The sequence below is a fragment of the Mycobacterium cajalii genome (assembly GCF_045809005.2).
Classification (GTDB): Bacteria; Actinomycetota; Actinomycetes; order Mycobacteriales; family Mycobacteriaceae; genus Mycobacterium.
In genome coordinates this window covers 3,898,182-3,914,920 of record NZ_CM141436.1, presented here as the reverse complement: position 1 = coordinate 3,914,920, position 16,739 = coordinate 3,898,182, and the positions used below count along the sequence as shown (strand labels likewise).

General features: G+C 65.4%; 15 protein-coding genes and 2 pseudogenes. 6 read left to right on the top strand and 11 right to left on the bottom strand.

The window, feature by feature from the left end; all coding sequences use genetic code 11:
- Positions 1 to 4: 4 nt before the first annotated feature.
- Both ACJ512_RS18610 and ACJ512_RS18605 read right to left on the bottom strand, forming a co-directional pair.
- Positions 5 to 784: an SDR family oxidoreductase gene (locus ACJ512_RS18610; protein WP_407689085.1), complete on the bottom strand. Its 780-nt coding sequence runs from the start codon at positions 782 to 784 to the stop codon at positions 5 to 7.
- Between the two features lie 79 nt (positions 785 to 863).
- Complete coding sequence (locus ACJ512_RS18605) at positions 864 to 1,727, bottom strand: SDR family oxidoreductase (protein WP_407689086.1); 864 nt, start codon at positions 1,725 to 1,727, stop codon at positions 864 to 866.
- A 110-nt stretch (positions 1,728 to 1,837) separates the two neighbouring features.
- Here ACJ512_RS18605 and ACJ512_RS18600 point away from each other — a divergent pair, with 110 nt between their 5' ends.
- The 3 genes from ACJ512_RS18600 (at position 1,838) to ACJ512_RS18590 (ending at position 4,690) form a co-directional block, all read left to right on the top strand.
- Positions 1,838 to 3,070, top strand: coding sequence for a Zn-ribbon domain-containing OB-fold protein (locus ACJ512_RS18600; RefSeq protein WP_407689087.1), 1,233 nt, complete (start codon positions 1,838 to 1,840; stop codon positions 3,068 to 3,070).
- Positions 3,067 to 4,227 carry a thiolase C-terminal domain-containing protein gene (locus ACJ512_RS18595; RefSeq protein WP_407689088.1) on the top strand — a complete coding sequence of 387 codons (1,161 nt, stop codon included), beginning with the start codon at positions 3,067 to 3,069 and terminating at the stop codon, positions 4,225 to 4,227. Before ACJ512_RS18600 ends, ACJ512_RS18595 begins: the two co-directional genes overlap by 4 nt.
- Before the next feature lie 307 nt (positions 4,228 to 4,534).
- Positions 4,535 to 4,690: a TetR/AcrR family transcriptional regulator gene (locus ACJ512_RS18590; RefSeq protein WP_461480140.1), complete on the top strand. Its 156-nt coding sequence runs from the start codon at positions 4,535 to 4,537 to the stop codon at positions 4,688 to 4,690.
- Positions 4,691 to 4,801: 111 nt separating this feature from the next.
- Here the strand turns inward: ACJ512_RS18590 and ACJ512_RS18585 are convergent.
- A pseudogene (locus ACJ512_RS18585) lies at positions 4,802 to 5,791 on the bottom strand (IS1380 family transposase); the annotation flags it as partial.
- A 140-nt stretch (positions 5,792 to 5,931) separates the two neighbouring features.
- Here ACJ512_RS18585 and ACJ512_RS18580 point away from each other — a divergent pair.
- Positions 5,932 to 7,167, top strand: a complete 1,236-nt coding sequence (locus ACJ512_RS18580) for an IS256 family transposase (protein ID WP_369741377.1) — start codon at positions 5,932 to 5,934, stop codon at positions 7,165 to 7,167.
- 53 nt (positions 7,168 to 7,220) lie between these two features.
- Here ACJ512_RS18580 and ACJ512_RS18575 read toward each other — a convergent pair.
- Positions 7,221 to 7,625 (bottom strand): annotated as a pseudogene (locus ACJ512_RS18575) (transposase); the annotation flags it as partial.
- Positions 7,626 to 7,679: 54 nt separating this feature from the next.
- On the opposite strand from ACJ512_RS18575, the gene ACJ512_RS18570 reads away from it, so the two are divergent.
- Complete coding sequence (locus ACJ512_RS18570; RefSeq protein ID WP_461479792.1) at positions 7,680 to 8,123, top strand: hypothetical protein; 444 nt, start codon at positions 7,680 to 7,682, stop codon at positions 8,121 to 8,123.
- Positions 8,124 to 8,223: 100 nt separating this feature from the next.
- Here ACJ512_RS18570 and ACJ512_RS18565 read toward each other — a convergent pair whose 3' ends face one another.
- The 7 genes from ACJ512_RS18565 to ACJ512_RS18535 all read right to left on the bottom strand — a co-directional run bounded on the left by ACJ512_RS18565 (position 8,224) and on the right by ACJ512_RS18535 (position 15,119).
- Positions 8,224 to 9,033 carry an ExeA family protein gene (locus ACJ512_RS18565; RefSeq protein ID WP_407689736.1) on the bottom strand — a complete coding sequence of 270 codons (810 nt, stop codon included), beginning with the start codon at positions 9,031 to 9,033 and terminating at the stop codon, positions 8,224 to 8,226.
- Positions 9,030 to 10,436 (bottom strand): DDE-type integrase/transposase/recombinase, encoded by a 1,407-nt coding sequence (locus tag ACJ512_RS18560; protein ID WP_407689735.1) that lies wholly within the window; start codon positions 10,434 to 10,436, stop codon positions 9,030 to 9,032. The genes ACJ512_RS18565 and ACJ512_RS18560 overlap by 4 nt, the downstream gene beginning before the upstream one ends.
- A 46-nt stretch (positions 10,437 to 10,482) precedes the next feature.
- On the bottom strand, positions 10,483 to 11,109 hold the full coding sequence (locus tag ACJ512_RS18555; RefSeq protein WP_407689734.1) for a hypothetical protein: 627 nt from the start codon (positions 11,107 to 11,109) through the stop codon (positions 10,483 to 10,485).
- A gap of 874 nt (positions 11,110 to 11,983) precedes the next feature.
- Positions 11,984 to 12,808 carry a PaaI family thioesterase gene (locus ACJ512_RS18550; protein WP_407685911.1) on the bottom strand — a complete coding sequence of 275 codons (825 nt, stop codon included), beginning with the start codon at positions 12,806 to 12,808 and terminating at the stop codon, positions 11,984 to 11,986.
- A complete protein-coding gene (locus ACJ512_RS18545) occupies positions 12,805 to 13,545 on the bottom strand; it encodes a FadR/GntR family transcriptional regulator (RefSeq protein WP_407685912.1) in 741 nt (246 codons plus the stop codon). Before ACJ512_RS18545 ends, ACJ512_RS18550 begins: the two co-directional genes overlap by 4 nt.
- Positions 13,546 to 13,618: 73 nt before the next feature.
- Positions 13,619 to 14,761 (bottom strand): acyl-CoA dehydrogenase family protein, encoded by a 1,143-nt coding sequence (locus tag ACJ512_RS18540; RefSeq protein WP_407685913.1) that lies wholly within the window; start codon positions 14,759 to 14,761, stop codon positions 13,619 to 13,621.
- Positions 14,762 to 14,777: 16 nt separating this feature from the next.
- Positions 14,778 to 15,119 (bottom strand): hypothetical protein, encoded by a 342-nt coding sequence (locus tag ACJ512_RS18535; RefSeq protein WP_407685914.1) that lies wholly within the window; start codon positions 15,117 to 15,119, stop codon positions 14,778 to 14,780.
- 111 nt (positions 15,120 to 15,230) lie between these two features.
- Between ACJ512_RS18535 and ACJ512_RS18530 the strand changes: the two genes are divergently transcribed.
- On the top strand, positions 15,231 to 16,718 hold the full coding sequence (locus tag ACJ512_RS18530; RefSeq protein WP_407685915.1) for an aldehyde dehydrogenase family protein: 1,488 nt from the start codon (positions 15,231 to 15,233) through the stop codon (positions 16,716 to 16,718).
- Positions 16,719 to 16,739 lie beyond the last annotated feature (21 nt).

Here is a 16,739-nt window from a genome sequence, read left to right as displayed (position 1 = left end):
TGGTTTACTTCGGCGTGAAACGCTGGGCGCCGTCGAGGCGCAGCACCTCGCCGTTGACATAGCCGTTGGTGAGCAAGAATACCGCCGCGTCGGCGTACTCGCTGGGGGCTCCGAGTCGCCTGGGGAAGGGCACATTGGATGCGAACTTGGCGATCGCCTCCTCACCGACCGACTCCATGATCGGCGTCTTCATCGTTCCCGGGGCGATGGTGTTGACCCGGATACCCACCGATCCCAGATCACGGGCCGCGGCCAGTGTCAGCCCGATGACACCGGCCTTGGCCGCGGCGTAGGCGGTCTGCCCGATCTGGCCCTCGTAGCCGGCGATCGACGCCGTCAGCACCAGCGCGCCGCGCTCTGAATCCTCCCGCGGTTCGGCCGTGGCGACCGAGGCAGCGACCAGTCGAGTGAGGTTGTAGGTGCCGTTGAGGTAGAGGTCGATCGTCTTGGTGAAGCCGCCGAAATCGGCTGGGCTGCCGTCCCTCTGGACGATTCGCTGCGCGACTCCAAAACCGCCGTGTGCCACGACCCCGTAACGCAGCTGACCGAGTTGATTGGCCTGCTCGATAGCGGCCAGGATGCTTTCCTCGCTCGTCACGTCGGTGCGGACGAACACGGCCCGGCTTCCCAGCTCATCAGCCAGCGCCTTGCCCTTGTCGTCGGCGAGATCGGCGATCACCACGCCGAGGCCGTCGTTGTGCAGACGGCGCACGGTCGCCTCACCCAGACCTCCCGCGCCGCCACTGACTATGGCTGACGCGCCGTCGAATCGCTGTAGGGTCAACAGTCCTCCTTGGTAGCAGTACATTTCATTGAGTTGGTTGCGGTGCCGACTCGACATGGCCACAGCCGGCGCAGTGCCTCTAGAGAGCCGGTCGCGGTGAGGACGGCAGGTAGAAGTTGGGGGTCAGGTCTTCCTCGCGTGCGGCCAGACGATACTGCGACAGATCGTCGACGCCCTCCTCGCGCAACACCTCTTCGTCGGTGTAGAAGTGACCGCTGCAGTCCGCGGCGGGCCGGGTGACCAGTGCGTGCACCGCGTCAGCCATGATGCGCGGACTGCGCGCCTGTGCCCGCACGACGTCCTCGCCCATCGCCGCCATCATCCCGGTGCTGGCCACGGTGGTGGCCGGCCACAACGAATTGACGGCGATGGGAATCGATGCGAACTCCGCGGCCCAGCCCAGGGTCAGCAGGCTCTCGGCGTACTTGGCGACGGTGTGGCCGACGTGCGCGCCGACCCATGACGGCGCCAGGTCCAAAGGCGGCGACACGTTGACGATGTGCGCGTTGTCCGAGGCTCGCAGGTGCGGAAAGGCCGCCTGCACCAGCGCGAACGGGCCCTCCACGTTGACTGCGAGCAGGCGGTCGAACATCTTCGGCGGAAGCTTGGGGGTGCGACGCAGATCGAGCGCACCCGCATTGTTCACCACGACGTCGATGGCGCCGAAGGTCTCGGCGGCCTGCGCGACTGCACCGGCAACGGCCTCGGCGTCGCGCACGTCGCACACCAGGGGCAGCGCCCGACCGCCCGCCTCCTGCACCGCCTCGGCGGTTTCGGCCAGGGTGCCCGCGATCTTGGGATTCGGGGTATCCGTCTTGGCCACCAAGACCACGCTGGCCCCATCGGCAGCCGCACGGACCGCGATGTCGCGGCCGATACCCCGGCTGGCCCCGGTGACCACGACAACGCGATCCTTCAAGGTGCGCAAATCGCCATCGGCCATGATGCCGTCTCCTCCTGGCCACAGTTGAACGTTGTCTGGAATGCTATAACTATATAGCGTATTAATGGCGCGCCAGATGCGGCCGCCCCGCCGGATTGGAACGAGGCACTATGACCCATGTCGTTTCGATCGGCACCTATCTGCCGCCATGGCGGATCGGTGACCGCCGCGTCAAAGGGCCCGACGAGGATGCGCTGACCATGGCCGTGGCGGCGGGCCGGGCCGCTGATCCCGACGCATCGGCGCACCGGGTGATCATGGTGTCGCGCAACTTCCCGCTGTTGGAGGGCGGCAATGGTGCGGTGCTGCTGGCCGGCCTCTCATTGCCGGCCGGCACCCCGGTGGCCGAAGTCCTCGGCGGGGCGCCGGCGCTGCTGGACCAGCTCGTCAGCGCCCCGGACCACACACTGGTGATCGCCGCCGACGACAACGAGGCCGCGGCGGGGGCGTCGGCGGTGCTGACCGGCCCGGCCGGCACCACGCTGGCCGCCGCGGCGCGTCAGACCCGCAGCCTGCCCATGCTGGCGCGCGCCGATGACGGTTCCCGCCACGTATATCTTGATCCCCGGCTGCAGCGCGAGGTCGGCGTGCGGGCCACGGTCGCACGCCTGGGTCTGACCGGGTCTCCTGTCGTGGCCGCGGTCGCCGGCGGAAAAGCCGGACAGCTCGGCGGAGACTTCGACACGTCCGCCGCGCTCGACGATGCAACGGTGTCTGCTGCCGCGGTCATCCGGTTGTTGGCCGACGTGATCGATAACCGCACCCCCGGCCTGCTGTTCGCCATCGAACAATCCGCGGTCAGTGTCGGCGAATTGACGCTCGCCGACACGCCACCGCGGATCGTCCGCGACGAGGTGCCCGCCCGTGACCTGCCCAAGACACGCGTGGCAGACGGTGTGGGCATCCCGATCTCGCTACCGGCCTATGCGCGTGCGTTCGAGCCGAAAATTCGCTGGGAAGCAGCGGTTTTCGAGGAACGTCCCGGCATCGATGCAGCCCCTCAGTTCCCGCCGCGGGTCCGTGTCGATGACGCTGGCGTCCTGTCCGACGAGTACCGGCTCGAGCCGCTGCCGCGTACCGGCATCGTCTACACCCACACCACGATTCGGATTCCGGTCCCCGACCTGCCGAGCCCGTACTCACTGGCGGTGGTCCAGCTGGACGAAAGCCCGGTGCGCGTCCTGCTCAAGGTCACCGGCGTGCCGGCGGGAGAGGCCGCCATCGGGCAAGCTGGTTCCGTGGTACTGCGCAGAATCGCAACCCGAGCAGGCATCCCCGACTACGGGTACGCCTTCTGGCCGGGACGCACGGAGCAGCACACGGCACAAGGAGCCCAGGTATGAGGAACGTCGCTATCGTCGGTGCCGGGATGACCCCGTTCGCCGAACACTTCGGCCTGGGGATCAAAGACCTTGTGCCAATGGCCTATTCCGAAGCGGTGGCCCACGTCGACAAGGGCATCACAAAGTCCGAAATCGAGGCCGCCTGGTTTGGGGAGCTGTCCACCACCGATGGATTCCCGTCCGGAATCCTCGCCGATACCCTCGATCTCACCGAAATCCCTGTCACACGTATCGAAAACGCCTGTGCCACAGGTAATGACGCTATCCGAAACGGGACTCTTGCCATCGCCTCCGGCCTCTACGACGTTGTGCTGGTGCTCGGCGCCGACAAGGTGCGCGAGACGGCGACCAACGCGACGTTCTGGGAGTGGGCCGCCATGACGCGCGACAACGCCTGGGACTATCCGCTGGGTCTGGTCGCACCGGCCAACTTCGCCTTGCACGTCACCCGTTATTTACATGAGTCGCCGGCGACCAGGGAGCACATGGCCATGGTGGCGGTCAAGAACCACTTCCATGCCCTGAACAATCCCAAAGCGCAGCTGCGCTATGAGATCACCGTCGAGCAGGCACTTGCCGCGCCCATCGTGGCCGAGCCGTTCGGACTCTATGACTGCACCCCGCAGTCCGATGGCGCCGCCGCGGTGATCCTGGCCGCCGAGGATGTCGTCGACCGGTACACCGAAAGGCCGGTGTGGGTGCGCGGCGTCGGCCTCGGGATGGACCGTGTCATGCACCAGCACAAGAACGACATGACCACTTTTCCTCCGACGGTGCGGGCCGCGAAGGCGGCACTGAAGATGGCCGGGCTCACGCCCCGTGACATCGATGTCGCCGAGGTGCACGACTGCTTCACTGGAGTCGAACTGATCAGCTATGAAGACCTCGGCTTCGCCGAGCGCTTCGAGGCCTACAAGATCGTCGAAGGACGCGAGAACTACGTGGGCGGATCGATCCCGATCAACCCCAGCGGGGGATTGAAGGCCAAGGGCCACCCACCGGGCGCTACCGGGGTTGCCCAGTGCTACGAGCTGTTCAACCAGTTGCGTGGGGAGGCTGAGAATCAGGTCGACGGTGCGCGAATGGGTCTGGCGCACAATATCGGCGGTCCGACAGCCGTGTCTGCTGTGACGATCCTGTCCAACGAGAAGAATTGACGGGGAACATTGGATGACGACCTCCGAGATGCCACTCTGCTCGGCTACGAGTAGTTCGCGCCGCGGTGCTCGTCGAGAACCGTGGCAACGTCCATGACCGGGCCTCATCAACTGGTCCCCGGCGAACAAGAGTCGTTTACCTGTGAGTGCAGGCGGAAGCTTACGGGATAGGAGTTGGTAGCCCGGTGCTGAATGTCGGCGGTGGCGGACCGTGACTCGACGCCGACTGGAGCCACAGCAGCGACGCGAACAGCTGCTCGATATCGGAGCCGCCTTGTTCGCGGAAAAGCCGTATGAAGATGTCTTCATGGAGGACATTGCTGAGCGCGCGGGTGTGTCGAGAGCGACTGTGTATCACTATTATCCAAAAAAGCGAGACATGTACGTAGCGATATTCAGGCGCGCTAGCCTCGATTTTTCGTGCGGGTGGGGTTCGGGGGTGCTGAGCCATGAAGATCGCTGAGCGATAGCGATTTTGGGCTTGGGGTGTGTTTGGCCGTCCCGTGTCGCCGGGGTGGGCGGGCTTTCCTATGGCCGGTGGGTCTTTCGGGTCGTCGGGGCGGGTTTGCGGTGGTCAGGGGAAGGCGGCGCGGATGCGCTGCCAGGCGGTTGCGATGGCACCGGCCCAGCGCCAGGTGGCGTCGATGCGCAGCCGTAGTTGGCGGGCGCCGCGGGTGATGCGGGCCGCGACGTGTAGGACCCGGTAGCGGAAGGCGGTGATCTCGCAGCGGGCCAGCTGCGGGGCGTCGGTGAATCCGATCAGTTGGGCCCAGGCGACCAGATCGGCGGCGGCCAGGACGATTTCGAGCCAGGCGGCGTTGGACTGGAAATCATGACAGGGCAGGTTGGCCAGGCCGGCGGCTTTGGCTTCGCGGATGCGGTCCTCGACGCGGGCGTGCTGGCGGTGGCGCAGTTCCAGACCGGCCAGCTGCCCGGGAACCATCCCCGGTGGGGTGTCGGTGATGAAGGCGGTCACCCGCATGCCGTCGATGTCGGTGAAGCGCAGCTGCGCCCCGGGGTGTGGGCGTTCTTTGCGCAGCACCAGCCGGGTCCCGGCAGGCCAGGCCGACAGCGTGACCAGGCCGGTGGCCTCGGCCACCCACGCCCCGTCCCGGATCTGCCCATCGGAGTCGATCCCCGGATACCAGCCATCGCCGAGGTTGAGGGTGTCCACGGCGTCCTGGACCCGGGCATCGACGGGAAACCCGAAGGAGAACCCGACCCCGTGATCGCGGCAGGCCTGGGCAAACTTGTGGGTGGCTCCGGCGGAATCTGAACGCACCACCACCGCCGGCGCGGCCGGGTTCTGCGGGCCGGGACGCCAATCTGCCGGCAGCGAATCCAAAGCCTGCTGAAGGACCGTGACGTGATCGGCGGCGGTATTGGATCCGGCGTTGCCTTTGCGCAGCAGCCCGGCCAGGGCCTCACCGCCGGCGATCTGCGGGCGGTCCAGAAACGCCAGCAGCGGGTGATGGCCGAACGACTTCTTCCACGTCGGGGCCGCCTGCGCCTTGTTGTCGGAATGGTCGATGACCAGCGTGGCGTCGATGTCGATGTACAGCGGCACACCCGCCGGGGGCGTGTCATTCCATCTGTGTAAGTCCGGGGTGGTCCATCATCGGACCGCCGTTGGGCGGACAGAAGGAGTGTTTTGTGACCAAGACCATGCAGATGCCGGCTGAGGAGACGACCGCGGCGCGGCGGCTGGCCGAGATGTTCACCGAAGAGACGCTGGACTCGTTGATTAAGGATGCGGTGAAGACCGGGACCCCGATCGACGGCGCGGACGGTTTGCTGAACCAGCTGACTAAGGCCGTGCTGGAGCGGGCGCTGAATGCGGAGCTAACCCACCATCTGGGCTATGAGGCCGGCGATCCGGCCGGACGCGGATCGGGAAATTCGCGCAACGGCACCACGCCGAAAACGGTGACCACCGTCAACGGCCCGGTGCAGATCGATGCGCCGCGTGATCGCAACGGCTCGTTTGAGCCGGCGATTGTGCCGAAGAAGACCCGCCGGCTCAACAACATCAATTCGGTGGTGTTGTCGCTGTATTCACGGGGAATGACCACCCGCGATATCGAAGCCCACCTGCAGGAGGTCTATGGGGCGTCGGTGTCGCGGGAGTTGATCTCCAATATCACCGAGGTGGTGGTCGATGAGATCAAGGCCTGGCAGGCCCGCCCGCTCGATGAGGTCTACCCGATCCTCTACATCGATGGGCTGCGGCTGCGGATCGGCGACAACGGGGTCATCACCACCAAGGTCGCCTATTTGGCCATTGGCGTGGATCTGGAGGGCCGCAAACACGCCTTGGGCTGCTGGATCCAGGACTCCGAGGGGGCGAAGTTCTGGCAGAAGGTCGTCATCGACCTGCGCAACCGCGGGGTGCGCGACATCCTCATCGCCTGCTGCGACGGGCTGACCGGTCTGCCTGATGCGATCCGCTCGATCTATCCCGATACCGTGGTGCAGACCTGCGTCGTGCACGTCATTAGGAATGCGATGCGCTTCGTGTCTTATAAGGACCGCAAGAAGGTCGCCACCGCGATGCGGGCGATCTACAGTGCGCCGACCGTCGATGGAGCCGAACTCGCACTCAAGGAGTTCGACCAGCAATTCGGCGCCCAATATCCGGGTGCAATTGACGTGTGGCACAACGCCTGGGGGGAATTCGTTCCGTTCCTGGACTATCCGGTGGAGTTGCGCAAGATCGTCTACACCACCAATGCGATCGAGTCGATCAACTTCCAGTTGCGCAAGATCACCAAGAACCGTGGTCATTTCACGGACAAGGACGCCGCGATGAAGTTGCTGTACCTCGGGCTGCGCAACATCTCCAGCGAGAGAGGAGGCTATTCGGGTACTGGAACGCACAACTGGACTGTGGCGCTCAACACACTCGCCAGACTATTCCCTGGGCGAATCCCATTGTGCTAGAATACAACTCGTAGTCAAATCACCTCTGACTTACACAGAAATCGTGACAGGCTCCCCGCCGGGGGCGCGGCCCCGGCCGCCCAGGCCGCCGCCCGCGCCGATGCCCGCGCGGTGCGAACCTTCGGCAGGTGCGCGGCATCGATGCGATAATCGATCAGCCGCCACATCGTCGTTGTCGAGGCCTTGGCCCCGAACACATGCTCGCGATCTCCACACAACTGGCCGACCCCGTCGATGCAGTCCGCCCCGTCAGCCACCGCCGCGGCAAGATCGGCGAACACCGCACCCGGGGCATAAGTCCACGGCCCCTTGTAAGTATCGGCCAACACCGCCGTGACCTGCGCTGATAACCCGGTCAGATCGGCCAGTTCCCGCAACAGCCCCATCCCGGCGTGCGACACCACCCCGCGACCGTCCGCCGATACTTTCACCCGCCGCGTCACCGCGATACTCTTCACTTGCGAAGTGCCTTCCGCTCGCCATATGGAAACCTAGAGAATTCCCATTATGCGTTGCAGGACAGGCACTTTCGCGCATCAACACCCAGCTACTTCGGCATTCCGCGAAAAATCCGGGCTAGTAACCGGTTCCTGGCGCGCGTCAGCGATGATCCGCAGCTACCGCTCGCAGAACAGCTTGCCGCCGCACTCGAGGCTTACATTCAGTCTTTTGTCGATCATCCGCATGAAGCAGTGACGATCAACCGCGTTGTCGTGTCGGATGATCCGGCAATTCAGGCGATCTTCGTCGAAGAGCTACACGTTGTGGGTCAACGCCTGATTAATCAACTCGTCGCGCAGGGACATCCGCGCGATGCCACCGAGTTGACCTTAGAAGGCTGGTGGGCGTTCGTTCGCGCAGCCTGCGGGAAATGGATTCAATCGCGTCATATCTCGCGGGCTGACCTCACCGAAATTTGTTTACGCGCATTTGGTGTTGCCCGGCACTCAGGATGAGCATTATGGCGGCGTTGGCGGTGAGGATGTGGGGGTATGAAATGACCCCGCCGGGCGGGGTCCGGCGGGGTCGGTGGTGTTCAGGGTGTCGCGGTGGTGTTCAGTCTGCCGTGACTTCGGCGATGGCTGTGCGGGTGGAGGATTCGTCGACGATGGCCTTGTTGGCGCCAAACGCGGCGACGAGGGCTTGTAGCGCGAGGTTGTTGACCGCGCGGGGGTAGCCGCGGCTGGTTTGGTGGATCAACCCGATGGCGTCGTCGGAGAACAGTGCGTCGTCGCGCCCGGCCAGCTTGAGGTGGTGGTGCAGGTAGCTGGCGGTTTCTTTGTCGGTCATGGGCGCCATCGTGTAGCGCAGCCCGATGCGTTGGTCGAGCGCGGCCAGCACGCCGAGTTTCATCCGCCGCCGCAGGGTGGGCTGGCCGACGAGCAAGCAGGCGAACGGGCTCGACGAATCGAGATCATGGTTGGTGAGCAAGCGGATGGCCTCCAATTGGTCGTGACTTAAAAGGTGCGCCTCCTCGACGACGACGGTGGCTGTACGCCCGCGCTCGGCGTGTTCGGCGGCCAGCGCGTCGGCGGCCTGTGGAGCCAGGGTGGCGTGGTGGGTCAGGGGTTGGCCGCCGAGGGAGGCGACGATGCGGTGGTGGATGCCGCGTACCCCGACGGTGGGGTCGGGCAGGTAGATGATGCTGTGGCGGCTGCGGTCAAGGGCGGCCAGCGCGGCACGCACGGCGACGGTCTTGCCGGCGCCAACTTCGCCGGTGATCACGCCGATGCGCCGTTCGGCGATGCACCAGCCGATGCGGGCGACCGCTTCGTTGTGGGCGGCATGGCGGTGCAGCATGCCCGGGGCCAGGTCGCGGCCGAACGGCATCCGAGAAAAGCCGAAGTAGGAGATCAATTCCATCATCGGGGTGCGACCTCCTGGTCGGTGAGCAGGTCAAGCTGGCCGGGAATCTCCGTGCCGGCCCCGGTGAGGGCGGCGTAGTTGACGCCGCGGGCCAGTTCGGCCGCATGCGCGGTCTCGAGCAGCTGCGCGTAGTCGATACCGGACGGTTGCGGTGGTGTGCTCGGGGTTTCTGGTTTGGCCTTGGGATGGGAGTGGCGGCTGATGTGGTGCGGGATCGCCAGCCCCATCGGCACGCCGGCCAGGCGAACCTCGATGCGGGTCAGGTCGAACGGATCGAACACCAACTCGACCTTGCGCCCGACCAATGCCGGGTCAACCTCATAGGAATTGCCATGTAGTGACACGGTGGCGGTCTTGGTCACGCGCCGGTGCGCCTCCCACAGGAACGCCTCGGTGAGAGCCTCGGGTGCGGGCAGCGCGACCGGCCCAGCGGCTGACCAGCGCTCCAGCGGGGTTTGGCTGGTCTCGGAATGGATCGTGCGGTGGTAGACCGTTTCGGTCCAGGCCGCGAAATGCCGATTCAACTCGTCCAGGTCAGTCACATAGTGGCGGCCGATGGTGTCGGGCTCGCCGGTGATCTCGACCAAAAACTGGTCGCGCACGGTCCTAAAAAACCGCTCTATCTTGCCCCGACCTTCCGGCCGGTATGGTGCCGAATGCACCAGGCGCACACCGAGTTTCGCGCACGCGCGCAGCAGCCATTCATCGACGAATGCCGAGCCGCGGTCAACGTAGATCGCCTTGGGAACACCGCGTGAGGCCAGTGCCGGCCGCAACGCGGCGGCCAGCCGCACCGTGTCCTCGGCATAGCCCCACCGATAGCCCGGCAGCAGCCGGGAATGATCGTCTAAGAACGCGAACAGGTAGGTCTTTCTGAGTTGAATACGTATGCCGTGCAACGCATCCCCGGTCCACAAGTCGTTGGGGTGGGCGGCCTCGAACCGCCCGAACACTGGTGCCGACCCCGTGGCCGCGCCACCGATGAGGCCGAGCCGGTGGAAGTTACGTTGCAGGGTACGTTCGTCGGGTGCCCAGCCCAGCTGGGTCCGCAGGATTCGGCGGATCGCCGCGGCGGTGCGCTGCGGGTTCTCCCGCCGCAGCGCAACCGCCAGCTCCAGCACCTCCTCCGGGGTGCGCGGGGTGCACTGGCGCTGGTTGGGTACCAACGCGTCGAACCCGCCGGCACGCCAGTCCCTGATCCAGCGATCAATGGTCTGGCGGCTGACCCGCACGCGGCGCCCGAACGGGTCGGTGTGCTCGCGCGATGCCAGCTCGCGCACCATCTTGCCGCGTTCCTTGGTGGAGTGCGCCGCATCGGCGGCCTCCCGGATTAGCTGGTACCGGAAAAGCCCGATCGCCCGGGCCCGCTCGGACCGCACCTTCACCTCATCATCGCCGACCACTGGCCGCCTCCTTTGCTGTCTTTCAAACACATGACAGCGCACAGGTTTACGGGGTGATCGGCGTCGGCGGCAGGGTCGGTTCGTGTTGCGCTGCCGGGCCGGGCCAGCCCGGTGTCAACAATCGCCCACCCGACACCGCCACCGCGGTCTCGGCCAGCGACACCTCGGACAGCACGAACCGGCGCCCGATGGCCGCCGCCAGCGCGACGATCGCTGTCATCGCGTCGGCCAACCCGCTGCCGGTCGCCTCAGGCATCACCGGATCGGCATCCACCGCGCGCAGCCACACCGTGAACACCGACCGCACCGCCTCGGCCCGCTCACCGAAGCGACGCAGCCAGCCCCGCACCGTCTCCGCCGGACAGGCCAACTCGGCCGCGATCCGGCGAAACCCCACCCGGCGCACGGCCTTGGCCACCAACGCGGACACGACCACCGCACCCACGTCGGCGCGCCGCAGCAACGCCGTCACCGGCAACAACACGTGGGTGACGCGGCAGTCGGTGCAGCGCGACCGGCGAGGACACAACCACACCGGCCCATCCGCACCGCGCAGCAGTCGCGGCCTGGCCCGCCCCCAACCCGCCAACACCCCACTGCATGCCGGGCACCGCAGCTCACCCGCTGCCAACCTGCGCTCGACTAGATCGACATCCGCCTCTACCGTGACCACTGCGCCTCCCAAGCGCACAGACGGCCCTCCCGCAAGACTCCAGCCAGAGACACCTACCGGGGGGGCCGTCGCCTACAACGACGTGATCACCGTGCCGCCCCGGCACCGCAAGCACCAAACCAGCTACGACCAGCTGACGAGCTACTCATCGTCAACGCCGGATCGCTACCCCGTGGTGCTCAACCTGAATGCCCCCGAACAATTTGGTTGCCTTCTTGGTACCGGACAAGCCGCTTATGTACCGGATATGCGAAGTTATGAGGTCTCCGGCTCGGCAGGTTACCGACGTGCGTGCGGTCGTGACCAGCTTTGTGGGGAAGGCATTCCCAGCCGACGCTGAGATGGTGATGTTCGGCCGCGATCGAGCACGACGCGGCACGCATGTTTTTAGATCCACGAAGCCCGGATGGCTGTTTTCGAGGTGATCAACCTCCTCGAGCAGCTGGTGTCCGCAATTGGCCCGCCGTCGGGTTCGCCTGCTCGATCATCCTGCTGTCTGATCTGCTGGTGAGGTGGCAGGTACCTGCCGACCGCATGTCGCGATCGGCTTGACCGTCGGCGACGGTGGCACAGTGATGCTGTCGCCAAAGCGGTCCGCGACATGCGGTGCTGGACTAGGCGCTGGCTCTGGGGGAGCGATGTGCCGGGCTGCCGCCTCAGGCGCTGCGATCGTGGAAGGTAGCGCTCAACATGCACCTGAGCCGCGCTGCCCCAGGGTGTCCTGTAGTACGGGCTTGCGGCGGGCGTGAATTCCTGCTCGACGCAGGAGTTTTAAAGGAGCGGGTCGCCGCCTTCCGCGCGCGCCAACAAGTGATTTCGGTGTGCAGGCCGTGGCGTAGCGAACGGAGGCGCGAAGGCGCACCGACATCTCTTCTCATCGGTAGGCGGTCAGCCGCGCAGTGATCGCCACCTTGTCATCGTCGCCGAGCGCCCGCACATCGCCGACTGCGGAGTTGCGGCCGATGCGCAGCGGCGTTCCAACGTATCGGGAATTGCGGCCGGCGAGGAACGGGCGCAAGAAGTTCACGCGCAACGAGGCGGTTCGCAGATCACCCGGTTGAGCGGTGTTGAGTGCCGCCGATGCGGCCAGCTCCAAGCCCGCCGCGGCGACACCACCGTGCACGATGCCGATCTCATTATTCAGGCACGGGTCGACACGCTGCCGCAGTACCGAGGTGCCGTCGCCGCAGCTGTCAACTTCGACCGCCATCAGATCCGACAACTGCCGTGTTGACCCTCGGTACGGGTCTGCCGGGCGTTCGACCCTCCGACTTTCTGCCGGGATGAAGTACGAACGAACCGCGCCTACGCCGATGACGGTTTCACTCGAAATCAGCGTGCACAGCGCGAGGGTCGTCCCACCGACAGGGCCCAGCGGGCGCGCACGGGCGAACACTGGCTTGTCGACGTCGGCCCACTCGGCCGGGCTGAGCTCCAAAGTCAATTCCGTCGTCACCGTCCACTGATCGCTACGACGACGGTAATGGTTGGACATGCCTCCGGCGGCGTCGACGAGGATGGCCAGCAGACCCACCGCTGGCGCGCCGGTAAAAGGGTTGCACAGACCCGCCATCGGCATCGACATCGCGATAGTCGCATCGGCGAGATTGGCCTCGAGGAATTCGATTCCAAACCGCACCCGGATACTGTCGGGTGTCTCGATGTCGCGCCGGACTTCCTGCTCGTCGACGTGGTTCATTCGAGAAGGTCGACGACGGTGGACAACTTGGATCCGGCGAACAGAAACTCCTCTGCCTTCATCAGATGGCGTTGCCAGAGCCGTCCGGCCTTGTCGGCGTCGCCGGACTTGATCAGTTCCAGGACCATGCGGTGGGTCGTGGCCGAACGGCGCAGCGCCTGCTCTGCGGCTGCGCCCTCGGTCGGCTGCAACGCGCGGTTGGCCTTTTCGATGATGTGATGCAGCATGGCGCTGACGATCTGCTGCGTCTTGTTACCCGACAAGCGCGCGATGGCGGCGTGGAAATCCGTCATCTTGTCGACCGACTCTGCACCGGGCTGCAGGCGGGATTCGAGTTCGACGATCCGCTCGAGCTCGGCGATGGCGGCGGGGTCGGCCTCATTGGCCAATGCCACCACCATGGGTGTTTCCAGATTGGCCCGGGCATCGTAGACGTCTTTCAACGTCACGCCCTCATACTCCAAGATCAGCCCGGCATATCGGGCCAGTGTCTCGCGACGTGGACGCGTAACCCGGGCGCCGCCACGCACGCCACGCTGCACCTCGATCAGCGACTCCGACTCCAGTACCCGAAACGCCTCGCGCAGCGTCGGGCGCGACACCCCGAACCGCTCCATCAGTTCCGACTCCGGCGGCAGCATCGAGCCCTCGCTGATCTCGCCGCGGATGAACATCCTGCGCAGCACGGTGGCCACGCGATCGGCCATCTTCGGCTCCCGAAGATTAGTGACCTCCATAATCGCCCTCCACCTCGCTGACTGAACTCACGATTTTCGCCGGCGCGCGAGCCGGAACGTCACCTAATCAGCGCTAGTAGCCCATTGACCGGCCCATCAGATCCTTCATGATTTCGGTGGTTCCGCCATACAGGCGCTGCACCCGCGAATCGCGCCACAGTCGGGCCACCTCGTATTCGTTGATGTAGCCGTAGCCCCCGTGCAATTGCAGGCAACGGTCGATGATCTCCCACTGCACCTCAGTGGTCCACCACTTCAGGCCTGCGGCGTCCTCGGCCGTCAATTCGCCCTCGTTCAGCGCCAGGACACACTGGTCCAGATAGGTCTGCGCAGCGTCCAGCTTGGTCTGCATCTCGGCCAAGAAGTGGCGGTTCACCTGGAACTTGCCGACGGGCTGACCGAAGGCGGTGCGCTCGAGCGCGTAGGTTTTCGTCAGTTCCAATGCGCGCCGGGCCATCGGCAGCCCGTAGCAGGCGATGCCCAGCCGCTCGCTCGGGAGGTGCGAAAGGAGATGGTAGAAGCCGCGATTGAGCTCGCCCACGAGGTTTTCCTTGGGGACCCGGACGTTGTCGAAGAACAACTCCGCGGTATCGGCGGACCATTGGCCGATCTTGTCGAGCTTGCGGCCGCGGGTGAAGCCCTCCATGCCGTCCTCGATCATCAGCAGACTGATGCCCTTGCGGCCTGCCGCTGGATCGGTCTTGACGGCGGTGAGTACGAGCTTGGACAGCAGCCCATTGCTGATGAACGTCTTCTGGCCGTTGACCACCCAATGGTCGCCGGCGTCTGCCGCGGTGGTCTTGATGCCCGCCAGGTCGGAGCCGGCGGCCGGCTCCGACATTGCTATCGAGCCGATGTACTCACCAGAGATGAATTTCGGCAGCCAGCGCTCTTTCTGCTCCTCTGTGGTGAGGTCGTCGAGATATGGCACCAAAATGTCGTTTTGCACGCCCAGGCCGATGCCCACCGAACCAGTGGCCATCATCTCCTCAGAGAGAATCTGGTTGAAACGGTAATCGGTGAGTCCCATGCCTCCGAAGCGCTCCGGCAGCGCCCAGCCGATCAAGCCATGCTCACCGGCGGCGCGCCACGCCTCCCGGCTGACCTTGCCTTCGCGTTCCCACTTCTCGCTGTAGGGCGCGCATTCACGTTCGAAGAACGCGCGTGCGGTGGCGCGGAAGTCGTTGTGGATGTCGTCGAAAATGTTGCGGCGCATGTGTTATTCCTTCTTCTCAGCTGCGAGCGACGATCGCAGGTGTAGGGCGCGTCGCTGGACGCATCGCGAATAGTCGCTCGCCGAGCAGGGGTTCCAGCTGAAGGTGGGATCGGCGCAGAGTGTCAGCCCGGAACCCTCGCGCGACATAACGGTTCAGATCGTGCTCAGCGGTCAGGCCGATCGCGCCGCACGCCTGCAGCGCAGCGTCGCTGGCGGCGCGGTGCGCCCGCCCGGCCGCGGTCGTAGCGGCCTGCTCTGACGACCATCTACCGAAGTGCCGCGACGTGCCCAACAGGATGTCCGACCTGGAGTCGCGGTGACGGCCGGCCGATTCGGTGGCATCGATGGGGGAGATCAACCGGCACCCCCTTCGCGACGTTGCGGACAACCCCATCAGATAATCCGCTAAACAATTATCTATAAATGAGTACAATAGATCACGCCGACAGTCCAGCGAGAGGAAGCTCTTATGACGGCTTCACCGGTCGCCACAACCACCGTCCAGTTCAACCCCGAATCGCGCCTCTACATCGATGGTCGCCTGCGTGAATCCTCGACGGGTAAGACCATCGAAAACCTCAATCCCGCCACCGAGGAGCTGCTTGGCGTGGCAACAGACGCCGGCGCCCAGGATATGGAGGAGGCGATCGCGGCGGCCCGTCGGGCCTTCGACACCACGACATGGTCCACCGACCGTGCCTTCCGGCAGCACTGCTTGATGCAGCTCCATGAAGCGTTGCAGCAGGAGAAGGAGGATATGCGCGCCGAGCTGGTGGCCGAGGCAGGCTCTCCGCTGGGCATGACCTACATCGCGCAGTTGGACTGGCCCCTGGCCGACGCGATCCGCTGGCCCGCGCAGTACATCTCCGAGTTTCCCTGGGAGCGCCAGCTCGGCGAGGCCGCCCTGATGGGCGTGCCCTACAACCGCGTCGTGGTCAAGGAGGCGATGGGTGTCGTCGGCGCGATCACGCCGTGGAACTTCCCCGTCGAGATCATCAGCAACAAGGTCGGCCAGATCCTGGCCACCGGCAACACGATGGTGCTCAAACCGGCGATGGAAACACCGTGGAGCGCGCTGCGCTGGGGCCGCATCATCGCCGAGAAGACTGATATCCCGGCCGGTGTGGTCAACATCGTGCCCGCGTCGGACAACGACATCGCCCAGCGCCTGCTGACCGATCCGCGGGTCGACATGATCTCCTTCACCGGCTCGACCGCGGTCGGTGAGCTGATCGGTCGGCTGACCGCGGCGACCATGAAGCGCAACCTGATGGAACTCGGTGGAAAGTCGGCCTACCTGCTGCTCGACGACGCCAATCTGGCCGAGACCGTCCCAGGGTGTATCGGTGCACTGATGCACTCGGGCCAGGGCTGCGCCTTGGCCACCCGGATGCTGGTGCCCAAGGCGCACTACGTTCAGGCCGTCGAACTGGCCACCGCGGCGTTCGCCTCGGTCACCGTCGGCGACCCCAGCGACCCGGCCAACTTCGCCGGGCCGCTGGTGTCGGCCAAACAGCGCGACCGGGTGATGGACTACATCCGGGTCGCGAAGGAGCAGGGCGCCCGGGTGACCGTGGGCGGCGGCAAGCCCGAGGGGCTGGACCGCGGCTACTTCGTTGCGCCGACGGTTCTGGCCGACGTCACCCCCGAGCACCGGGTTTTCCAGGAGGAGATCTTCGGTCCCGTCATCACGATCACCCCCTACGACGGGGGTGACGACGGCGCCGTGGAGATGGCGAACAACTCCATCTACGGGCTGGCGGGCTCCGTGCTCGGGTCCGCCGAGCGGGCGATGGCTGTCGCGCGGCGCATCCGCACCGGATCGGTGAACGTCAACAGCGCCATCTTCTACGGCCCGGACGCACCGTTCGGCGGCTACAAGATGAGCGGCATCGGCCGGCAGAACGGTGTCGAGGGCTTCGAGCAGCACCTGCAGACCAAAGTCATCGCGTACTGAGTCCATCAGCAAACGAAGGAA

Excerpts from the sequence above, each read along its gene's own strand:
- ACJ512_RS18565 (WP_407689736.1), bottom strand. The coding sequence starts at position 9,033 with ATGATGGAATTGATCTCCTACTTCGGCTTTTCTCGGATGCCGTTCGGC.
- ACJ512_RS18550 (WP_407685911.1), bottom strand. The coding sequence starts at position 12,808 with ATGAACCACGTCGACGAGCAGGAAGTCCGGCGCGACATCGAGACACCC.
- ACJ512_RS18605 (WP_407689086.1), bottom strand. The coding sequence starts at position 1,727 with ATGGCCGATGGCGATTTGCGCACCTTGAAGGATCGCGTTGTCGTGGTC.
- ACJ512_RS18595 (WP_407689088.1), top strand. The coding sequence starts at position 3,067 with ATGAGGAACGTCGCTATCGTCGGTGCCGGGATGACCCCGTTCGCCGAA.
- ACJ512_RS18545 (WP_407685912.1), bottom strand. The coding sequence starts at position 13,545 with ATGGAGGTCACTAATCTTCGGGAGCCGAAGATGGCCGATCGCGTGGCC.
- ACJ512_RS18600 (WP_407689087.1), top strand. The coding sequence starts at position 1,838 with ATGACCCATGTCGTTTCGATCGGCACCTATCTGCCGCCATGGCGGATC.
- ACJ512_RS18530 (WP_407685915.1), top strand. The coding sequence starts at position 15,231 with ATGACGGCTTCACCGGTCGCCACAACCACCGTCCAGTTCAACCCCGAA.
- ACJ512_RS18540 (WP_407685913.1), bottom strand. The coding sequence starts at position 14,761 with ATGCGCCGCAACATTTTCGACGACATCCACAACGACTTCCGCGCCACC.
- ACJ512_RS18590 (WP_461480140.1), top strand. The coding sequence starts at position 4,535 with ATGGAGGACATTGCTGAGCGCGCGGGTGTGTCGAGAGCGACTGTGTAT.